We start from the raw sequence: 19377 nt of genomic DNA, 5'->3' as shown, positions 1-19377 counted from the left end.
AGCATATTAATTTAAAGAAAAGCTATTGTCGCTTTTTACTTTATCTGGAACGTGACTGCTGCCCATTACCACTTTTTTCAATTTTTTATTCGTGACAACTTCTAAGGTCGTTTCTGTATTTCCGGATTCCCAAACACCAATAGTTGCATGTTTTTTCTCTGAAGAACCATCATCATAAGTCAGCATTAAATCTATTGGAAGTGGTTTAATCCCTTTATTCTGAATCACAATTGCATAACCGTTTGAGGTTTTTGTAGCAGATTTAATTGCCATATCCAATACACCACCTTCAAAAAACCAGGGTTTCCAGAACCTGTTTAAGTTTCTGCCACTTCCTACATTTATACTGTTAAAAAAATCATAAGGCATTGGATGTTTTCCATTCCAGTTTCGAATGTAGTGGTGCAAAGCCTTGGTAAACAACTCATCGCCCAGATAATCCTTAACAAACAAATAGGCTAACCCAGGTTTTGGATAGGAATTGGTAAACGTTCCTGATCCTTTCAAATCTGGCGTTAAAGTCATAATCGGACTATCGTCTCTGCCTCCAGAAGTTGAAGCTGTTGGCTGAATGCCATATTCATCAACCATTGTGGAATCAATCATCGGCGAAATAAGCCACTCCCCTATTGTTGCCCAGCCTTCATCCATCCAGCCATATTTGGTTTCATTAATGCCCATATAAAATGGAAACATGGTATGGAAAATTTCGTGATCTGTAAGTGTAATTGCGTCTTCGCGATTGCTTACCGGATTATCGTTCACCATCATTGGGTATTCCATTTGGTCTAAACCGTCAAAAATAGTTTCATGACTATAAGGGTAAGGCCATTTTGGAAATGAATAACTCATCGCTTCTACTGTTTTGCGGGCAAAATCTATCACTTCGTAATAGTCTTTATGCTTTGGGTTGAATACTGCATCAACACGCGTTCTACGCTTCATTTTGGGATCAACAACCAAACTACTCGATTTCCACAAATAATGATCGCTCAAGGCAAAAACAAAATCCGTTACATTTTTGGCCTCAAATTTAAAGGTATTGAACGCTTTTTTCTGCGTTACGGCTTTTGCACTCAAATCCTGCTCAGTAATTACATCGACAACACCATCATTCTGGCTGGCCGTATTGATTCTTTCGGCAATTGTTTTCTGAAAAACTTCTGCTGTATTTTTTAAATCGCCGGTTGCCCAAACAGAATACGTTCCCGGAACTGTGATTTCGGCATTGAACTGGTCAAAATCATTGTAAAATTCTTCTGCACCGGTATAAGGATATTTATTCCATCCGTCTACATCGTCATAAACAGCAATCCGCGGAAAAAAATAAGCCACAAAATAAGAACCTTCATCTACTTGTCCGGTGCGCAAATGCGAACCTTTGTTCAAGATGTATTGATAATCGATAGAAAATGTAATGCTTTTACCGGGCAAAACCGCGGGTACATTAACTGCCATATTGGTTCCATCAATCTTAAAATCAGCAATCGATTTATTATTTGCATTCAGTTTTTGAATGTTTACACCATCTCCCTGATCAGATTCTGCAATTCTCGATTTTCTAAGCGTTCCTTTTTTATATAGGTTTGGATACAATTTAAACCAGATTTCTGTAAGCGTATCCGGACTGTTGTTGGTATACACCACATCCACCTTGCCTTTCAATACTCTGCTTGCCGGATCAAAGTTCACTTTCAAATTGTATTTTGAGGCATTTTGCCAATATTTTTTTCCAGGTTCGCCGGTAATGCTCCGTGTTTCCTTTGAATATGTATTCTGAAAAACCGGTTCAATTGGCAATACGTTTTGTGCATTTGCTCCAGAGACCGCAAGCAAAAGAGCGGCGGTTAGAATTTGTAAAGATCGCATTGGCTAAATATTTTAAATAACAAAGGACAAAATGAATTGTCCTTTGTTTATTATTTTCCGAATTTCATTTTTAACTGTTCCAGCATGTCATTGTTAATGGGCTGTGCAGGTTTGGTATCTTTTGGTTTATTGTAATGCGGTTTATTTCCGCTTGCATTTTGCGGGCGTTGCTGTTGTGGATTTTGAGGCCGGGAAGCTGTTTTCTGATCATTTTTTTTCTGTCCGAATTTTGCCCATTCCTCATCCAGTTTTTTCTTCGTATACAAAGGAAAATCACCTTGTTTCATCCATGCATAATAACTTGGTTCTGCTGCAAAAACCTCTGCTGTGGTTTTACCTTTATGTTTTCCAAAGTTGAAACACACTTCGTTTTTATCGTTATAAACCATTCTGCCAGCAAAATCAACAGGTTTGTGCAAATTGGTAAATGTGTGTAAAGCATCCACATCGTTAACAACAGGAACACTTTTTACGCCTTGTTTATCTTCAAACTCACGTTCTTTGTACATATCCAATTGGCCAAGTAAAACCTTATATGTGGCAATTACATCCGCTTCTGCCGCGTGTGCATTTACCAGTTCTTCCTGGCAATAAAATTTATATGCTGCTTTAAGTGTGCGTTGTTCCATTTGGTGAAAAATGTTCTGGACGTCTACAAACTTGCGGTTTTCCATACTGAAGTCTATATCAGCCCGAAGAAATTCTTCTAACAGCATGGGAATATCAAATTTGTTAGAATTGTATCCGGCTAAATCGGCTTCGCCGATAAATTCAGCAATTTCTGAAGCCAGTTGTTTAAATGTTGGTGCTTCTGCGATGTCCTCATCATAGATGCCATGTATCAATGAAGTTTGTAATGGAATGGGCATTTCCGGATTTACGCGCCAGGTTTTTACTTCTTCAGCGCCATCTGGCAAAGCTTTAAGAATGGCAATTTCAACAATTCTATCTGATCCTACATTTATACCCGTAGCTTCCAAATCAAAAAATGCTAAAGGGCGTTTTAAATTTAACTTCATTTTACAAATGCTATACTGCTGGCATAACAACAGTGTATTTCCTATATTAATTTCACCAAAAGTGCTAAAAAGGTTTCATTTGTTGGTTACACCAGAATTAAAATTTAACATATTTACGCAGTAATAGATTTTATTTTATGATTTTCGCACTCTAAATTGCGAATACCAAACAACGCTTAACATGAAAAAAATATTACTCTCAATCTTTTTAACTGGATTATTCTACCCAATTTTTGCCCAAAATTTCGACTTCGGTGCAGTTACCTATGACGATTATAGTTTTGACCGTAAATTGATAGACAGCACTGCAAATGCGGTTGTGCTGAAAGAATTTGGTACGGCTTCTATTCAACTTGATGATGCCACAGGAAAGTTAGAATTGGTTTTTGATTACCATGTTAAACTAAAAATCTACAATAAAGAAGGTTTTGATGAAGCCAACATCGTTATTCCGTTGTATAAAGACGACAATCGCGAGGAATATGTTTCCGATCTTCGGGCGTCTACATTCAATCTGGAAAACAATCGTTTTGTAGAAACCATTATGGATAAAAAAGCCATTTTTACTGAGAATAAAAGTAAATACAGACGGCTTACCAAATTTACTTTACCTAATTTACGTGAAGGTTCAGTTATTGAATATTCATATCGCTTAAGATCACCCAATTTATTCAACTTTAAAACCTGGGAATTTCAGGGTTCTATACCCAAAGTAATGAGCGAATATCTGGTATACATTCCCGGCATATACAATTACAACGTGACCTTGCGCGGTTTTCTGAAACTGAGCGATCAGAAATCTGAACTGAATAAAGATTGTCTGCGTTTAAACGGCGTACAGGTTGATTGCTCCAAAATTAGTTATGTAATGAAAAATATTCCGGCTTTTATTGAGGAAGACAATATGACGGCGGCCAGCAATTACATATCGGCAATTTATTTTGAACTTTCTGATGTACAATACACCAACGGCGGGAAAACTTCTTATACCAAAACCTGGAAAGATGTAGATTATGAATTAACTACAGATAAAAATTTAGGTGTTCAGATGAAAAAGAAAGAGCTTTTTAAAGAGCTGATTCCGGTGATTACAAAAGACGCAACTGATGATTTAGCAAAAGCAAAAGCGATTTACAATTACATCAAAAAACAAATTAAGTGGAACAATTACTACGGAAAATATAGTGAAGAAAACATTAAAAAAGCCTTAGATACCAGATCAGGAAATGTTGCAGATATAAACCTGAGTTTAATTGCTGCACTTTCTGCGGCAAATTTAGATGCTGAAGCCGTAATCTTATCTACCCGGGAAAATGGTTTTGTGAACAAGCTTTATCCAATTATGTCAGATTTTAACTATATCGTAGCCAAAGTAAATATCGGCGATAAAAGTTATATGCTTGATGCTACAGAACCTTTGCTCCCATTTGGATTACTTCCTTTAAGATGCATCAACGATCAAGGCCGCGTAATTAACCTGAAAAAACCTTCATATTGGATTGATATGAAAGCCAGTCAGAAAAATGTTACCAGTTATGTATTGGTTGGAAATTTAAAAGACGGCAAAATAAAAGGTACACTTACAACGTATACGCAAGGTTACGCAGCGTACAACAAACGCCGAGAAATTATGCGTTACAGCTCGCCAGATGAATATGTAGAACGTTTAAGTGAACGCCAAAACAAAATCAGAATTTTGGATCATAAATTTACCAACCTGGACAGTGTTGAAAATATCCTCGCAGAAATTTATGAAGTAGAATTTACAACTGTTAACAATGCCGATAAGGATCAGTTTTACTTCAGTCCTTTTCTAATTAACGGATCGGTAAAAAACCCTTTCACTTTAAATGAAAGAACCTATCCGGTTGATCTAGGTGCCGTATCAGACGAGCGTATTTCCATCACACTCAATCTGGATCAAAAATATACCGTAACCGATAAACCGAAAGATTTGAATGTTGCGTTAACAGGAAATACTGCCCGTTATGTGCTTAAAACAGATTTTGCGGATGATGTTTTATCGTTAAATCAGATTATTCAAATGAATAAAGCGATTTATGATCCTGAAGAATATCTCGCCCTTAAAGAATTTTACAGTAAAATTATCCAAAGCCAAAAAACGGATTTCCTATTAAAAAAATCGAATTAAATGAAAGCCACACTTTGCTTTTTTCTCTCCTTTATTGGGATGCAGGTTTTATTTGCGCAAGAAAACTACGATGTTGATCAAATTGCACCTGCGCTAAAAAACCGGGCAAATGCGTGTATCAGACTAGAAGAAACCAGTATTGATATGCGCGCGGCAGATAATGTATTGCATACCGTTAAAAAAGCCATCACTGTTTTTAATCAAAACGGAGAAAACGAAGCCAGACTGGTTTTGCACTACGACAAAAACACCACTATAAAAAGTATTAAGGGAGAAGTATACAATGCTGTCGGAAAACCAATTGCAAAATTTTCGCAAAGCGATTTTTTTGACATCAGCGCAGCCGACGGCTTTTCGTTATTTTTAGACAGCCGCATTAAACACTATTTGCCAAATATTAGCGATTACCCCTACACTGTCGTGTACAATTATGAAATCCGCCTGAAACAAAATATGGTTATTCCGGATTGGACGCCGAAATCTCGGAACGATGTTTCTGTAGAAAAAAGTGTATATACTTTTATTTGCAAACCCACTGATCAAATCAGAATAAAATCTTCAAATTACGGCGGAGTACCGGCAGAAAAAGTTGATGACAAGCAGAAAAGATTGGTTTGGCAGGTGGCAAACTTACCTGCAATTAAAACAGAAGTGTACAGTCCAGATCCGGAAAGCTATCTAACCAGTATTAAAATTGCACCACAGCAATTTACTTATTACAACCATAAAGGAACTTATACAAACTGGAATGAACTGGGGAAATGGGTATATGACGATTTGCTTACCGGCAGAATGCAACTTCCACCGGCTACGGTTCAAATGGCGAAAAACCTGGTTAAAGAAGCTAAAACAGATAAAGAAAAAGCCAGAATTTTATATCAGTATCTGCAAAATAAAACCCGATACATCAGCGTACAAATCGGAATTGGTGGTTTGCAACCTGTTGCGGCAGCTGAAGTGGATCGTTTAGGTTATGGCGATTGTAAGGCACTGGTAAACTATATGCAAAGTTTATTGAATGCGGTAGATATTGAATCTTACTATTGTGTTGTTGAAGCAGGTTCGCTAAAAAAAAGCCTAGATGTTAACTACGCAAGCGTAGTACAAGGCAATCACATTATTTTATGTATGCCATTGCAAGGCGATACAACTTGGCTGGAGTGTACCAGTCAAAAAATCCCATTTGGCTTTTTGAGCGATTTTACTGATGATCGTTTTGTGTTGGCTTGTACACCGCAAGGCGGAAAATTATTGCACACACCAAAACTCACCGCGTCAAATAACCTGCAGCAACGCCGGGCCGATTTACAGATTACCAAAGAAGGGAACATCACCGGAGCCATGAAAACGGTTTATTCCGGAGCCCAATACGATAATCAAATCGAAATTCTGGATAAGCCTTTAAGCGAGCAAAATAAAATGCTTAAAAAGAGTTATAACATTAACAATATAGATTTTGATGCCATTCATTATGCGCTGCAAAAAGATATTGACCCGGTTTTAACCGAAGATATCACCTTAAATATTCGCAATTATGGTTCAATAAATGGAGGCAGAATGTTTTTTCAGCCCAATGCATTTAACATCCGCCCGTACATTGCAGAAGCCAAAACAAGATTGTTACCCATTTACATAAACAGAGGCTATACTGATGAAGATACAATCGTATACACCTTACCAGAAAATACTGGCGAGGGATTTATTGCCAACGAACGAAAAGAATTTAAGACGGTTTTTGGTGAATATAAAATGTATACTCAAGTGGAAGGAAACAAGCTGACATATTGTCGGAAATTACGCCTAAACGATGGAACTTTTGCCGCAAATGAATATGCAGCGTTTTCTAAATTCATCAACGATGTACATACTGCCGATAATCTGAAGTTAGCCATTAGCTTAAAAAAATAATCCCTAAAGTAATTCCGACAATCATGATGAGGTACATTAAAATCTCTGTGGTTGCAAAACGCTTATATTTTGTCCAGAATGAATAATCTTTGTCTTGATTTGGCATAAACAAAGATAGAAAATTATGATCGCCTGCAGAATTAGAGTTCTGCAGGCTTCTTCGTCATTTTAAAGTAAAACAGAAACTATTCTGCACAACCTTAAAAAGGGGAAGGCAACATTTCTATCCATTTATCGTATAAGAAGTTAATCAATCAAACATTAAGAATGAAGATAAGTGTGGTGGGCATGGCCATAATCCTTTGGGTTAGTGTATGCATTTTTGGAAGCGATGAAGCTGCTCGGGATAAAAGAGAAACCAAACGTTTTGCCAGCGAAAAAATGGCTCAAGACAGTTCGTACAACGAATATATTCAGGACCTGTATTACAGCGCCAGGCTAGATTCTGCCGGGCTAAATGAATTTGTTTTTGAAAAAGCATTAACCGGTTATTTAAACCTTAAATACTCTGGCCATTTGCACTCAAAATCTATTCTAACAATTGCCGATTTTGATCAGGAAAGCTGTAAAAAAAGACTTTATATTATTGATCTGGATAAAAAGAAATTGCTGATTAATACCTGGGTTGCCCACGGGCAAAACAGCGGCGGTGATAAACCAGATGCATTTTCTAATATTCCAAATTCCAATCAAAGCAGTATTGGTTTTTACCTAACAGCAGAAACCTATTATGGAAAACACGGCCGATCGCTAAAATTAGATGGAATGGATCAGGGTTTTAACAGTAATGCCCGTGAACGTGCTATCGTGGTACACGGCGCAGAATATGTTTGCCAAGAAACCATCAACCAATTGGGGCGTTTGGGCAGAAGCCAGGGTTGCCCGGCTGTTCCAACAAAATTATCAGATCTAATCATCAATACCATTTCAGATCGTACGGTATTGTTTATTAATAAAACTCAGCCGGCTTACCGTTCAAATTATCTGAATGAAACATTAGCGGCAAATATGGTTCCAGCTACAACAAAGTTACTGGCCGCACAAATGGATTAATTTTTTTTCAAATTTTCGGCGCCCAATTTTTCTGGTATCAGGTTAAAAATTGGGCGTTTGTAACGCGTAAGAAAATCCCACAACCAGCGGTTGCCATCAACACTGCGCTCGCCGCAGTCTACAACTTCTGCACGTTCTAACAGTTTATTCATAAGCTTTTGTATCCACCCTATCCGGACAATACGGTTAAACTTTAAACCCAGATAGTCGCAATATACATGTACCATAACCTCAACCATTAAAGAGTCTAGTGCAATATTAAGTTGTGTACCATAATGTTGTAGATAGTCATTTTTTATTTCTTTCAGCAAAAAAGCAAGTCTTTCGATCCTATTGTCGTCAAGGTAATTCCAAAGCGCCGAATTGCCATGTACCCGAATTATTTTTTCGTTTAATTCTACCCGTATTGCACATTCTGCCAAGTGATAAATTTTCTCCATATTAAAACCCGGTGATTATCTTTTAGATCTTCCTCCAGCTGATTTGTTAAGCTTTGATAGTCAATTTTTTCCGGTTACTCTATCCATACAGTTGTATTGCCATAATGTTTTTCGGAAGGTAAAAATTGGTATTGTGAGTAATTTTTAACGCGCCAAACAGGATAATTTTATCATCTTTGAGGTTTAACAAACATTTGCATTAATGAAAATTGTAATTGCAGAAAAGCCTTCTGTTGGCCGTGAACTGGCAAAAGTTTTCGGTGCCACCACCAGGAAAGATGGATATATTGAGGGAAAAGGATATTCATTTACCTGGGCTTTCGGGCATTTATTACAATTGGCTCCTCCGCAAGATTATGGTTTTATCGGCTGGCGCAAACAGCATTTGCCCATGTTGCCGCAAAAATTTAAACTGGCTATCCGCAAAATCAAAACCAAAGATGGATTTGTAGAAGATCCCGCTGTTAAAAAACAACTGGAAACCATCCGAAAACTTTTTGATGAAGCAACAGAAATTATTGTAGCAACGGATGCGGGGCGCGAAGGTGAACTCATCTTCCGATATATTTACTACTATCTGAAATGTAAAAAACCTTTCAAACGGCTTTGGATTTCTTCTCAGACCGATGAGGCGATTAAAGACGGGTTCAGAAACCTGAAACCTGGAACTGAATACGATACACTTTTTAACTCGGCGCATTGCCGTTCAGAATCAGATTGGCTTGTCGGGATGAATGCCACACAGGCGCTCAGCATTTCTGCAGGGAACCGAACCGTTTTGTCATTAGGCCGTGTGCAAACGCCTACACTAGCGATGATTTGCGCACGTTATCTGGAAATTAAAAACTTTGTTCCACAGATTTACTATCAGATCAGTATCCTTCTGATCAAAGACGAACAGGTTTTTAAAGCTGTTTCTACGAGTAATTTTAAAGACAAGGCAGAGGCCGAAGCCATTTTTGCAACAGTTGAAGATGTGCCTTCTGGTTTCCCTAACGGTGGAAATATTACCGCTGTTGAGGCCAAACCAAGAAAAGAACCACCGCCTTTGTTACATGATTTAAGTAGCTTGCAACAAGAAGCAAATAAGAAAAAAGGATTTACTGCCGATCAAACTTTAAGCTTGCTTCAAAATTTGTACGAAAGCAAACTGGTTTCTTATCCACGTACAGGCTCTCGCTATATTGGCGATGATATTTTTGCCACCGTTCCAAGCTTGCTGGAGAAATTTACGGATCATCCGGATTTTGGAAAACAGGTTCAGTTTCTTCAAACTGTTAACTTGAATAAGCGCAGCGTAAACGCAAAAAAAGTAACAGACCATCACGCTATTTTACCAACTGGCGAAACGGCATACGGATTAAGCAGTGATAAACAAGCCATTTACGACATGGTAGTTGGCCGGATGGTAGAAGCCTTCCATCAGGAATGTTTGAAGGAAATCACAAAAATCACCATCCAATCTGGCATTACCTTTATGGCAAACGGAACTGTTATCCGCTCTGCAGGATGGCGTTCAGTATTTAATGAAGTAGAAGATGATAAAAAGGATGAAGACAATGCGGCTTTACCAAAAGTTAGCGTTGGCGAGCTCTTACCGATTACAGAAAAATATCTGCTCGAAAAACAAACAAAGCCAAAAGCAATGTATAACGAGGCGTCTTTGCTAAAAGCACTGGAAACCTGCGGAAAAGAAATTGAAGACGAAGAATTGCGTTATGCAATGAAAGATAGTGGTTTGGGCACACCGGCAACACGCGCATCTATAATTGAAACCTTGATTACCCGTGAATATATTAGGCGCGAAAAACGAAATCTGGTACCTACTCACAAAGGTTTGGCTGTTTATGAAGTAGTAAAAGACAAGCAGATTGCGCAGGCAGAATTAACCGGACAATGGGAAAAACGACTGGAAGAAATCCGTTCGGGCTCGTCTGTCGTTGATTTTAAGAGTGAAATTACGCAGTACACAAAAACCATTACGCAAGAATTGTTGGTTGCTGGTGCATCAATTTCGGATAGAATTGTAGAGAAACCGGTTATCGCGACTAATTAAAAACCTTCTGAACCATCTCCTGAACGGAGTTTGCCATATTTTCATCTTTCTGAATGAAACTAACGGCACCCGCGGCTAAAAAAGCAGGGGCCAGCGCAGATTTTTCATATCCTGAAAAAATGCAAATTTTTAACCAGGGTTGTATTTCTAACAACTCTGTTATGGTGCCGTGGTGGTTATTCCCCTGCGGCATAGAAATATCAAGGAAAAGTAAATCAAAGTGATTGTTTCGTAGAATACGATAGGTATCGGTAATGTTATCGGTACCTGCAATTAAAGACGAGTTGAGTTTTTTGCAGAAAGCCTCCATTACCACCCGCATAAGTTCACTATCATCAGCAATTAAAACATTTACATTTTTTAGCATGTTTACCTCGTTGGTTGTACAATAATCCCAAAGATTCAATGCTTACCGCCAAAGTGATGGTTTTAGAACCAGTCTCGTTGCCAAATGCTATAAATGATCGGGATGACCGTTATTCAAAAATAAAACTTAGCCAAACATTAAAACACCACCATATTGCCATAATATTAAGTTATATGTCCATAAATTCCCACGCACTATGGTATGCATTTAACTTTTCTGAATACTCAATAAAGCCGGTGTAAAATTTTGATTTTGCAAGTGTAGAGCCGTCTCCAATTACGATTAGTTTTTTTCTTGCCCTGGTCATCGCCACATTCATCCTTCTGGTATCGGATAAAAAACCAATATTTTCTTCCGTGTTGCTTCGGGTTAGTCCGATGTAGACAACATCTCTTTCTTGTCCCTGAAAACTATCTATCGTATTTACAGAAATCTTATCCTGAAATGGCAGCAATATTTCATTTGCACGGATATACGAATCTAACAAATGAACTTGCTGTTTATACGGCGAAATTACGGCAATAGTAGGGAAATTATCCAATCCTATCTTCTCGATATCTTCTACCAAAGCTGAGAGGTGTTTAACTAAAAACACGGCTTCATCTGGATTAGTTGTACTCGTACCTTCTAATTTTTCATCAAAACTGCAACCGGCAGTATCAATAAAAAGTAGCGGTTTATCTTTTGCAAATAAAACCTGATCGGCAACTTTTACGGCAGCACTCAGTTGTTTCTGGTAAAATACCTGAGAAGAATATTCCATAATCTGCCGGTTCATTCGGTATTGCTCATTTAGCAACACTACAGATTCTGGATGTATTGAGACCAATTTTTCTAAAAGGGTTTGGGCCAATCCTTGCTGCGCAGCCTGATTGGATTTAATTGTTGGTGGCAATTGGAAATGATCTCCGGCCAACACCAGTTTTTCTGCTTTTAAAATAGGCACCCAACAAGCCGGCTCCAGCGCCTGCCCTGCTTCATCAATCACAATGGTTTTATAACGCAAGTTGCGCACAGTGTGGTGGTTTGCCCCAATTAATGTTGCAGTAATAATCTGCGCAGAATCAAATAAATGTTCAATGATGTATTGTTCTGCTTTTTCTACTTCACGACCAATTTTATGCGCCTCATCAAACAAGGCTTTACGCTGCTCGCGCTCAGATTTGCCAAAACTCCGTTTGTATTTGTGCGCCATGTTTTTATATTCATTGGCCTGTTTTTTCCATTGTTTAATTTGCTTCATCTCCGGATGATCCGCCATTTTTCGATCTAAAGTAGACGATAAAAGCCTTTCTGATACGCGAGATGGATTGCCAACACGGATCACATTTAGTCCTGCTGCAGCCAATTTTTCTGTCAACAAATCTACTGCAGTATTACTTGGTGCAACGACCAGAATCTTCGACTGATCTTTTTTAGCCAAGGCTTGGATTGCCTGAACCAGCGTTGTGGTTTTTCCGGTTCCCGGCGGACCATGAACGATGGCCAAATCATTTGCTGATACTATTTTGTGCACAGCAAGTTGTTGAGATGGATTTAATAGTGCAAATTCAGTCTCATTTTCATGCGCGTCAAAAGTTGGTTTTAACCCTTTAGTTAACACGCGGATTAACCTGTTTTCCTGTTCATTATCTGCCCGAATCAACGCTTGTTTTAACGCATTTTGCATTTCATCGTAGCTGTTGTTATCAAAAAGTAAATCAATTCCAAGTTTGCCATCACTGCTCCAATCGGGAAGTTCATCTACGCGAAAACTAATTTTCATTCGGTTACCACCGATGTGATTTATGATACCTTCTATCCGATCTTCTTTTGCATTGTAATTGGAAAACAAGACGATGGACGATCCGAACCGAAACTGGTGCGATAATTCCTGATGTGTAGTTCGCTCAATTTCTACAGTTAGGTAATCTCCACGTCCAATTTCCGTATTGCGAATGGCAATTGGAAACCAGCTTAAACCCAGCGCACGCCTTTCGGCGGCAGATGTGTTTTCTGTAACTTTTAAATACGATCGGAGGTCTTCATCGCGCTCTATGCGCAACAAATCTTTAAGATGATTGAAATAGTCTTTTGGCAAAGGATTTTGTATAAAAATGATGGTTAGCGCACCAATTGTTCCATTAATTTATGAAGTGTTTCGTTCGGATCGATGCAAAACCCAGGATGTACTTTTGAGCATTGTACCACGGTACTGCGTGTTGCGGTTAGCCACCTAAACCTGGATGGTTGATCATATTGCCCAATTGGACCAGAACCTTTAACTCCTTCGCTTATCTTTTTGAATGCGTACAAATTTTTAGAAACTGCAGCCAGATCCAATTCTGGCCCGAAAATACTTAGCCGTTCTTCATCAATCAAAATTAAGCTGTTTAAAAACTTTTGCTTTGCGCAGTATAAAATAACGCCCACGTTTAAAAATTCTTCGCGTTCTACCCTTGGCATCACACGGATCACGGCATACTCAAATAGAAATCTGTCTTGCATGCTGTGCTTCTTTTAAAAACAAATCGGAATGTGTCAGCCTAATTTCCAGGAATTTAGCATAAGCCACTTTATGTTCTTCAATACTCGAAAAATGTTGTTCGCCTTCTAACCAGCTATCTGGAATAAGTGAAACAATTTTCCTGATTTTTTCGCTGTTCAATATTGCAGAAAACTCTTCATGAACTTCTTCCAATTTTGATGCCCAAGGTAATAAAACATGATCTTTTACCAGTGTGAAAGGCCGTTTTGCCTGTTCTTCCCAGTTTTGCCAAGAATGGTGAAAATATAGCGATGCACCGTGATCAATTAACCATAATTCTTTATGCCAGATAAGCATGTTTGTATTGCGGCAGGTGCGATCCATATTGGTCAGAAAACAATCCAGCCAAACAATCTGCGAAGCAAGTTTTTCATCAACAGTGGTAACGGTTGGGTCAAAAGTAATGGCACCGGAAAGATAATGTAAGGCCAAATTTAAACCTTCACTAAACTTCAGTAAATCCTGAATTTCTTCATCGGCTTCTGTACGGCCAAAAGCTTCATCAAGCTCTGCAAATACCAGTTCCGGAACCCGTAAGCCAAGTAAACGCGCAATTTCGCCACCTATTAATTCTGCAATTAATGCGCGTGGCCCTTGCCCGGCACCTCTAAATTTTAGTACATATAGAAACCCGTCGTCGGCTTCGGCAATTGCCGGCATTGAGCCACCTTCGCGTAATGGCGTTACATAACGCATTACATTTACAGTTCTCAACTGAGGTTGGAAATCGTTCATAATTTATTCAAATACCGACTTTATCTGCCAGTAAAAGGCACAAATTTAGGACATTTCTGATAATAACAATGTAAAGTATTTGCCATTAATCGTGGCCCAGATAGGCGTTGCCGGCAGGCGTCATTGTTGCAGACCATTGCACGGCATCTCGATTTATTTTTATTAGTCCCATAGATTCTAATTCTTCATAATCATCATCGCGGCCGCCCAAAATTGCTGAATTAACCTGTTGGTTGATTACCTCTAATAGAGATGTGATTTCTGATCTTTCCATAACAAATGATTTTTGGTTTTGCTTAGTAAACAGCACAGCTGAAAAAATGTTTAAACACATGGCCTGTTTACTCCCTTAATCGGCAGAAAAACAAAAAGAAAAACCCGCTGAAAGATTAGGATTAAAATCTTCAGCGGGTTTAAATAAAGCGAATTACGCCTTTTACATAGAGCTAAACTTTACACCTAAACTAAACCATCTTGATGGCAAAGGAATGGCTCCAGCTTCAAAATACGTTGTGTTAAAAATGTTTTGAGCATCTGCGTAGATCGAAAATTTACCTAACGACTGGCTAACGCGAAGATCATTGATCCAGTATGATGCACCCGAAACGCGTTGATTAAGTCTTGTTGCAGCCAATACAGAGAAACCTTTATACTGAAAATCAACTGTGTTGGTAAGCTGGTGTTTAAGTGAAGAGATTAAATACTTAGAAGCCAACTGCGACTGCATATTTTTAAATTCTGAATGGAGGTAAGAGTAAGACAAGTTGATATTAAGCTTGGCGTTTTTATTCAAATCAAGTGGATAAACTGCGCGTGCATTAATACCACGGGTCACCAAATTTCCTAAATTATTGCTTTGCCAGGGATCTGTTGATACCATTCTTACCCAATCTATATAATTGCTGATGTTCCGATAAAACACATTGGTATTGAAACTAAATTTCTGATGACCAATTTTTAGACCTAAATCACTTTGAAAAGCATTCTCCGGACTTAAATTTGTGTTCCCGATATTTCCCGGACGCTGGTCTAAATAGAGATCTGTGAACGATGGTATTCTTTGACTTGTACCAACGCTACCTGTAACTTTAACACTCTCGCTAATGGCATAACTGGCATCAAGGCCAGGATATAACTGCCATTTATAATCAGAATTGTAATTAAGATATGTACCCAGGTTTACGTTGAAGTTTTTAAATAAGTAAGTTCTGTACTGCGCAAAAACACCCAAATTTCTTCTGCTATGCGCTCCAATATTAGAGGAGTTGATGTCTTCACTTCTCAATTCTGCACCAAAACCGAGCTCTCCGGTATTGGTTTTATACGCGGTATTTACCTCTCCGGCAAAAGAATTTGTATAATGTTTGCTTCTGCCAACATCTGTATTGCTGCCCAGATAACGGTAGTCATCAAAATTGTAACGATAACTCAAACGCGGCATTAACGTCCAACGATCAGACAATATGTGCTTGGATTGGATAGAAGCCAAAGTAGTTTGAACGGCTTCAGTAGAATTGCGATCGCCGGGTGCTGCGTAAAAACCATTAGCGCCAAAATCATTGTTGGTGTAGCCAAAAGCCGTCATGATTTCATTTAGGCTATCCAATTGAAAGTTGCCCTGGTAAAGCAATTTTGTATTTTCAAATTTGGTATTAAAACGGTAGCCATTGCTTTGATCGCGAGAAACAAAGAGCGAATGCTGTTGTTTTTCTTTGGCTAGAACTCCGCCAAGCTGAACGCCTCCGCCGTAAAATGTATTTCCACTTCCTTCAGTATCTTTCTCAAAGTTTGACCCGGCATAAGTGCTCATAAATACACCAGAATTTGTGGGCTTTTTGGTAATGATGTTTATCGCACCGGTTAAACTGTTAATCCCATAAATACGCGCAGCCGGTCCTCTAATAATTTCTATACGCTCAATCATTTCTACCGGGACAGGCAGATTTAACATATTGTGCGCAGTTTGTGTATCAATAATTTTTACGCCATTAAGCAAAACAACGGTTTGCTCAAAACTGCCGCCATCTATACTAATATCTGCCTGACCGCCAAAAGGGCCGCGCTGGCGCAAATCTACTCCATTTGCATATTGTAATATTTCTTGAAGTGTACGGGCCGGAAGTTTGGCAATCATCGTTTTATCAATCACGTAGACATTTCTATTCTGTTTAGAAATTGGCGTATCAAAACGATTTTCACTAATCACAACATCTTTAATGGTAATAACTGTATCCCTTTGGGATTGTGCAAACAGATTTCCACAAAACAGTAAAGGCAAAGCCAGGTAAAGTTTTTTCATTCAAATTAAATTTTGGCAAAAGTAGTATCTTGCCGTACCATTAAAGTATACCAGTTTACACAAAATGAATAGTCCGGTTCAAATTCCCCTCAAAAGTTTCATCCAGCTTAAACCAAAAAATGGAACACCTGTTTACCTGCAAATTGTTTTTGAATTTATTAAAGCCATTCAACTGGGTTTACTGCCAGAAGGTACAAAATTACCGGGTACGCGGGTTTTGTGTAAAGAGTTTTCAATCAATAGAAATACTTTAATAAAAGCTTTTCAAGACATAGAAGCACAAGGGTTTATAGAAATAAAGCCAAATGCAGGCACGTACATTTTATCTGTACAGCAGAACAGAATTAAAGGAAGCGCTGATCTTAAAACAGCAGAAACCGAGCCTTACGTTGGTTTTACGTTTAAGCAATCTTCTATTCTGGAAAGCCCGCTGGAGGTAAGTAACCTTCCGATACAGTTTAACGATGGCATGCCCGATTTGCGCCTTGTACATACAGATGTTCTGGGAAAACTATATGTTTCTAAACTAAAAAGACAAAAAACCAGCAAATCCTGGGCAGAAATAAGTACGCTTGCACATCAAAATTTTAAGCTTCAGTTTACCAATTTCCTGAACCTAACACGTGGCATCCGGATTTCCTCAGAAAAATTATTAACAACCGGCAGCCATGAAGCAAGTTTATATCTGGTAATCAAGTTACTGATTTCGCCGGGCGATAAAGTGGTGGTGGCAACGCCAAGTTACTATCTTTCTAACATGACCTTGTCTGATAGCGGTGCGCAAATTGTATCGATACCAATGAATGACGACGGAATTGATACTGTGCAGCTTAGAAAAATTTGCAAGTCGCAAACCATCAGAATTTTATACCTCACCTCTGGTTACCATTACCCCACAACAATTGCTTTGAGCGCAAAAAACCGTATAGAGATACTCGAAATGGCAACTTTATACAATTTTGTAATTCTTGAAGATGATTATGATTTTGATTTTCACCACGACAACAACCCGATATTACCGTTAAGTGCTTTTGATTCAAATGAACGTATAGTGTATATCGGTTCATTTGCAAGGTCGTTGCCAATGGGTTTTGGATATGGTTTCGTTGTGGCCTCAAAAGTATTCATTCAGGAATTGGAAAAACACCAAAATATTCTTGAACCTGGTATTGACGTAATTAAAGAACAGGTTTTAACCGATTGGATTCAGGATGGAGAAGTACATCGGCTTTCAAAAAAAAACCGAAAAGTATACAAAGAACGGCGCGATCATTTTATATCACTGCTCGACAACAAACTTGGCGGAAAAATCAGTTATCAGGTGCCCGCACGCGGTTTGGCCGTTTGGGTAGAATGGTTGAAACCGATTAACCTGGTACAACTCCAAAAAAAATGTGCCGCAAACGGATTGTTTTTACCCAAAACAATCCTCTATCAAACAAAAAACATAAGAGCTACGAGATTGGGTTTTGGCAACATGAATCTTCTTGAAATGGAAAACGCACTAGAATTGCTCAAAAAATCGGTGGAAGAACTGGAATAAGGCTTTAAAAGCATTCATTATGCATTTTTCAAAACTTTTCATCATTCGCAGAGTTTAAACAGAAACAAATCTTTAAGTAACCTTATGAAAAAATTAGACTCTTTTGAATTGATGATGGTGTGTTTAATGGTTATACTTTTTGCATTGGCAGTTGCTTTGGCTGTAAAAGAAGATCAACCAGAAGAAATGGCAAGCCAGCCGGTAGTTGCGTTGTTGTAAAACGCTCCTTTCCGGCAGGCTCAAAAAAACACTTTATTATTTTAATGCAGACAAGGCCGCTTTCAATTTTACAACCGTTGGTTCATCGCTATTTTCGGCGTTAAAAATCTGGTTTACATCCATTTGATCACCATAAAATTCGTGATTAGAATCCTCGTCAATAGCCAACGCTGCACCATTTAAAGAAATTCCGGCAAATAGCCCCTTGCTTCTTGAATAAGAATATACTTCTGCATCTAGCTTATAATCGGTATTTGCAGTAGAACTCCGGCCAACTGGTCCCGCAGCAACAGATATGTCACCACCTAGTGTAAAACTACTTTTCTTGATATCAGTAAGACTGCTGCTATTTTTAAAAACCAATACCAAATCTACCGCCTGAACACCGATTTGTAAACCGAAACTGCCTCCGGTTATGGTTACGAAAACTGGATTGCTCCAACTCCCATCATCACGTTTTATCATCGCCACACCTCTACCACGTTTACCGCCCACTACAAAACCGGCATTAATCATTTTTGGAACGATGATAATTCCCTCGGTTACGGCAAAAAGTTTTGAAGGGATAGACTCCTTCATTTCGGTAAAATCTGCAAAAGTAGAGGCTGCGGCCTCGATTCTTTTTTCTTGTTTTTCCTGAGCCATTACAGCGCCAGAAGAAATAGTTAATACAAGCAACAATGCTACTGTGGCATTCTTCATTATTGGGAACTTCATCATATATTTTTTTGGGGATTGTATATTTTATTCGTCGGTAAATCCCATCGGTTAATAACGGATAAAGCAACAAAATAATTTAACGTCCCACAAAAAAAACCTTATTGAATATATCAAAAAAACATATTGATGACTTTGGACAGGATTAAGAGTTAATGTATTTCCTGGGGAAAAATTCTACAATTTGTCCATCCATGAAGTGAAAAATTCCTCAATCATCGGTTCCTAAGTTTTTAATCATTAAAAATTGACACTACGCTCATAAAGTAATTGTTAGGAAATCTTTAACAAATTGAGAATATCTGACTAAATTTCCTCCCATTCACAGACAGCTTTCTATTGTTTCAAATGAAAAGAGGTCAAAATTTATCGTTTCAAAAGAAAGTGCATATTCCATAAACTAAATGAAGAGTTTAGAGGCTCATTTCTGGCATAATTTTAGTCTGGCGGTATCGTAATTGTAACAGGGATAC

The 19377-nt window shown here is 38.4% G+C and carries 16 protein-coding genes; 6 read left to right on the top strand and 10 right to left on the bottom strand.

Annotated elements, in window-relative coordinates:
* Window positions 1-6: 6 nt before the first annotated feature.
* Both ACJVDH_RS08560 and ACJVDH_RS08555 read right to left on the bottom strand, forming a co-directional pair.
* Window positions 7-1869, bottom strand: a complete 1863-nt coding sequence (locus ACJVDH_RS08560; RefSeq protein ID WP_443947146.1) for a M1 family metallopeptidase — start codon at window positions 1867-1869, stop codon at window positions 7-9.
* A gap of 50 nt (window positions 1870-1919) precedes the next feature.
* Complete coding sequence (locus tag ACJVDH_RS08555; RefSeq protein ID WP_443947145.1) at window positions 1920-2888, bottom strand: exonuclease domain-containing protein; 969 nt, start codon at window positions 2886-2888, stop codon at window positions 1920-1922.
* A gap of 181 nt (window positions 2889-3069) precedes the next feature.
* Between ACJVDH_RS08555 and ACJVDH_RS08550 the strand changes: the two genes are divergently transcribed.
* The 3 genes from ACJVDH_RS08550 (at window position 3070) to ACJVDH_RS08540 (ending at window position 8001) form a co-directional block, all read left to right on the top strand.
* On the top strand, window positions 3070-5040 hold the full coding sequence (locus ACJVDH_RS08550) for a transglutaminase domain-containing protein (protein ID WP_443947144.1): 1971 nt from the start codon (window positions 3070-3072) through the stop codon (window positions 5038-5040).
* Window positions 5041-6948, top strand: coding sequence for a DUF3857 domain-containing protein (locus tag ACJVDH_RS08545; RefSeq protein ID WP_443947143.1), 1908 nt, complete (start codon window positions 5041-5043; stop codon window positions 6946-6948).
* Window positions 6949-7215: 267 nt separating this feature from the next.
* Window positions 7216-8001, top strand: coding sequence for a murein L,D-transpeptidase catalytic domain family protein (locus tag ACJVDH_RS08540; protein WP_443947142.1), 786 nt, complete (start codon window positions 7216-7218; stop codon window positions 7999-8001).
* Here ACJVDH_RS08540 and ACJVDH_RS08535 read toward each other — a convergent pair.
* Entirely contained in the window at window positions 7998-8441 is a 444-nt protein-coding gene (locus ACJVDH_RS08535) for a hypothetical protein (protein WP_443947141.1), read from the bottom strand. The two genes, ACJVDH_RS08540 and ACJVDH_RS08535, sit on opposite strands and share 4 nt — an antisense overlap.
* 202 nt (window positions 8442-8643) lie before the next feature.
* On the opposite strand from ACJVDH_RS08535, the gene topB reads away from it, so the two are divergent.
* Window positions 8644-10497, top strand: coding sequence for a DNA topoisomerase III (topB, locus tag ACJVDH_RS08530; RefSeq protein ID WP_443947140.1), 1854 nt, complete (start codon window positions 8644-8646; stop codon window positions 10495-10497).
* Here topB and ACJVDH_RS08525 read toward each other — a convergent pair.
* From ACJVDH_RS08525 to ACJVDH_RS08500, 6 genes are all read right to left on the bottom strand, one after another.
* The gene (locus ACJVDH_RS08525) at window positions 10490-10864 is read right to left on the bottom strand and encodes a response regulator (protein WP_443947139.1); all 375 of its coding nucleotides are present in this window, start codon (window positions 10862-10864) and stop codon (window positions 10490-10492) included. The two genes, topB and ACJVDH_RS08525, sit on opposite strands and share 8 nt — an antisense overlap.
* Before the next feature lie 169 nt (window positions 10865-11033).
* Window positions 11034-12944, bottom strand: coding sequence for an AAA domain-containing protein (locus ACJVDH_RS08520; protein WP_443947138.1), 1911 nt, complete (start codon window positions 12942-12944; stop codon window positions 11034-11036).
* A 23-nt stretch (window positions 12945-12967) separates the two neighbouring features.
* Window positions 12968-13351, bottom strand: coding sequence for a DUF3037 domain-containing protein (locus ACJVDH_RS08515; protein ID WP_443947137.1), 384 nt, complete (start codon window positions 13349-13351; stop codon window positions 12968-12970).
* A complete protein-coding gene (locus ACJVDH_RS08510) occupies window positions 13329-14126 on the bottom strand; it encodes a HipA family kinase (protein WP_443947136.1) in 798 nt (265 codons plus the stop codon). Before ACJVDH_RS08510 ends, ACJVDH_RS08515 begins: the two co-directional genes overlap by 23 nt.
* An 85-nt stretch (window positions 14127-14211) precedes the next feature.
* Window positions 14212-14400, bottom strand: a complete 189-nt coding sequence (locus tag ACJVDH_RS08505; protein ID WP_443947135.1) for a hypothetical protein — start codon at window positions 14398-14400, stop codon at window positions 14212-14214.
* Between the two features lie 162 nt (window positions 14401-14562).
* A complete protein-coding gene (locus ACJVDH_RS08500) occupies window positions 14563-16425 on the bottom strand; it encodes a TonB-dependent receptor plug domain-containing protein (protein ID WP_443947134.1) in 1863 nt (620 codons plus the stop codon).
* A 64-nt stretch (window positions 16426-16489) separates the two neighbouring features.
* Here ACJVDH_RS08500 and ACJVDH_RS08495 point away from each other — a divergent pair, with 64 nt between their 5' ends.
* Both ACJVDH_RS08495 and ACJVDH_RS08490 read left to right on the top strand, forming a co-directional pair.
* A complete protein-coding gene (locus tag ACJVDH_RS08495; protein ID WP_443947133.1) occupies window positions 16490-17968 on the top strand; it encodes an aminotransferase-like domain-containing protein in 1479 nt (492 codons plus the stop codon).
* An 84-nt stretch (window positions 17969-18052) separates the two neighbouring features.
* On the top strand, window positions 18053-18187 hold the full coding sequence (locus ACJVDH_RS08490; RefSeq protein WP_443947132.1) for a hypothetical protein: 135 nt from the start codon (window positions 18053-18055) through the stop codon (window positions 18185-18187).
* A gap of 36 nt (window positions 18188-18223) precedes the next feature.
* On the opposite strand, the gene ACJVDH_RS08485 is transcribed toward ACJVDH_RS08490, so the two are convergent.
* Entirely contained in the window at window positions 18224-18889 is a 666-nt protein-coding gene (locus ACJVDH_RS08485; RefSeq protein WP_443947131.1) for a lipid-binding SYLF domain-containing protein, read from the bottom strand.
* Window positions 18890-19377: the final 488 nt, after the last annotated feature.

Origin of the sequence: Pedobacter terrestris (assembly GCF_052343045.1) — a bacterium.
Classification (GTDB): domain Bacteria; phylum Bacteroidota; class Bacteroidia; order Sphingobacteriales; family Sphingobacteriaceae; genus Pedobacter.
The sequence above is the reverse complement of the archived record's forward strand: the minus strand, read 5'-3'. Positions and strand labels throughout refer to the sequence as shown.

What these genes read in the sequence shown, in the direction of transcription:
- ACJVDH_RS08560 (WP_443947146.1), bottom strand. Translation starts at nt 1,869, where the DNA reads ATGCGATCTTTACAAATTCTAACCGCCGCTCTTTTGCTTGCGGTCTCT.
- ACJVDH_RS08555 (WP_443947145.1), bottom strand. Translation starts at nt 2,888, where the DNA reads ATGAAGTTAAATTTAAAACGCCCTTTAGCATTTTTTGATTTGGAAGCT.
- ACJVDH_RS08550 (WP_443947144.1), top strand. Translation starts at nt 3,070, where the DNA reads ATGAAAAAAATATTACTCTCAATCTTTTTAACTGGATTATTCTACCCA.
- ACJVDH_RS08545 (WP_443947143.1), top strand. Translation starts at nt 5,041, where the DNA reads ATGAAAGCCACACTTTGCTTTTTTCTCTCCTTTATTGGGATGCAGGTT.
- ACJVDH_RS08540 (WP_443947142.1), top strand. Translation starts at nt 7,216, where the DNA reads ATGAAGATAAGTGTGGTGGGCATGGCCATAATCCTTTGGGTTAGTGTA.
- ACJVDH_RS08535 (WP_443947141.1), bottom strand. Translation starts at nt 8,441, where the DNA reads ATGGAGAAAATTTATCACTTGGCAGAATGTGCAATACGGGTAGAATTA.
- topB (WP_443947140.1), top strand. Translation starts at nt 8,644, where the DNA reads ATGAAAATTGTAATTGCAGAAAAGCCTTCTGTTGGCCGTGAACTGGCA.
- ACJVDH_RS08525 (WP_443947139.1), bottom strand. Translation starts at nt 10,864, where the DNA reads ATGCTAAAAAATGTAAATGTTTTAATTGCTGATGATAGTGAACTTATG.
- ACJVDH_RS08515 (WP_443947137.1), bottom strand. Translation starts at nt 13,351, where the DNA reads ATGCAAGACAGATTTCTATTTGAGTATGCCGTGATCCGTGTGATGCCA.
- ACJVDH_RS08510 (WP_443947136.1), bottom strand. Translation starts at nt 14,126, where the DNA reads ATGAACGATTTCCAACCTCAGTTGAGAACTGTAAATGTAATGCGTTAT.
- ACJVDH_RS08505 (WP_443947135.1), bottom strand. Translation starts at nt 14,400, where the DNA reads ATGGAAAGATCAGAAATCACATCTCTATTAGAGGTAATCAACCAACAG.
- ACJVDH_RS08500 (WP_443947134.1), bottom strand. Translation starts at nt 16,425, where the DNA reads ATGAAAAAACTTTACCTGGCTTTGCCTTTACTGTTTTGTGGAAATCTG.
- ACJVDH_RS08495 (WP_443947133.1), top strand. Translation starts at nt 16,490, where the DNA reads ATGAATAGTCCGGTTCAAATTCCCCTCAAAAGTTTCATCCAGCTTAAA.
- ACJVDH_RS08490 (WP_443947132.1), top strand. Translation starts at nt 18,053, where the DNA reads ATGAAAAAATTAGACTCTTTTGAATTGATGATGGTGTGTTTAATGGTT.
- ACJVDH_RS08485 (WP_443947131.1), bottom strand. Translation starts at nt 18,889, where the DNA reads ATGAAGAATGCCACAGTAGCATTGTTGCTTGTATTAACTATTTCTTCT.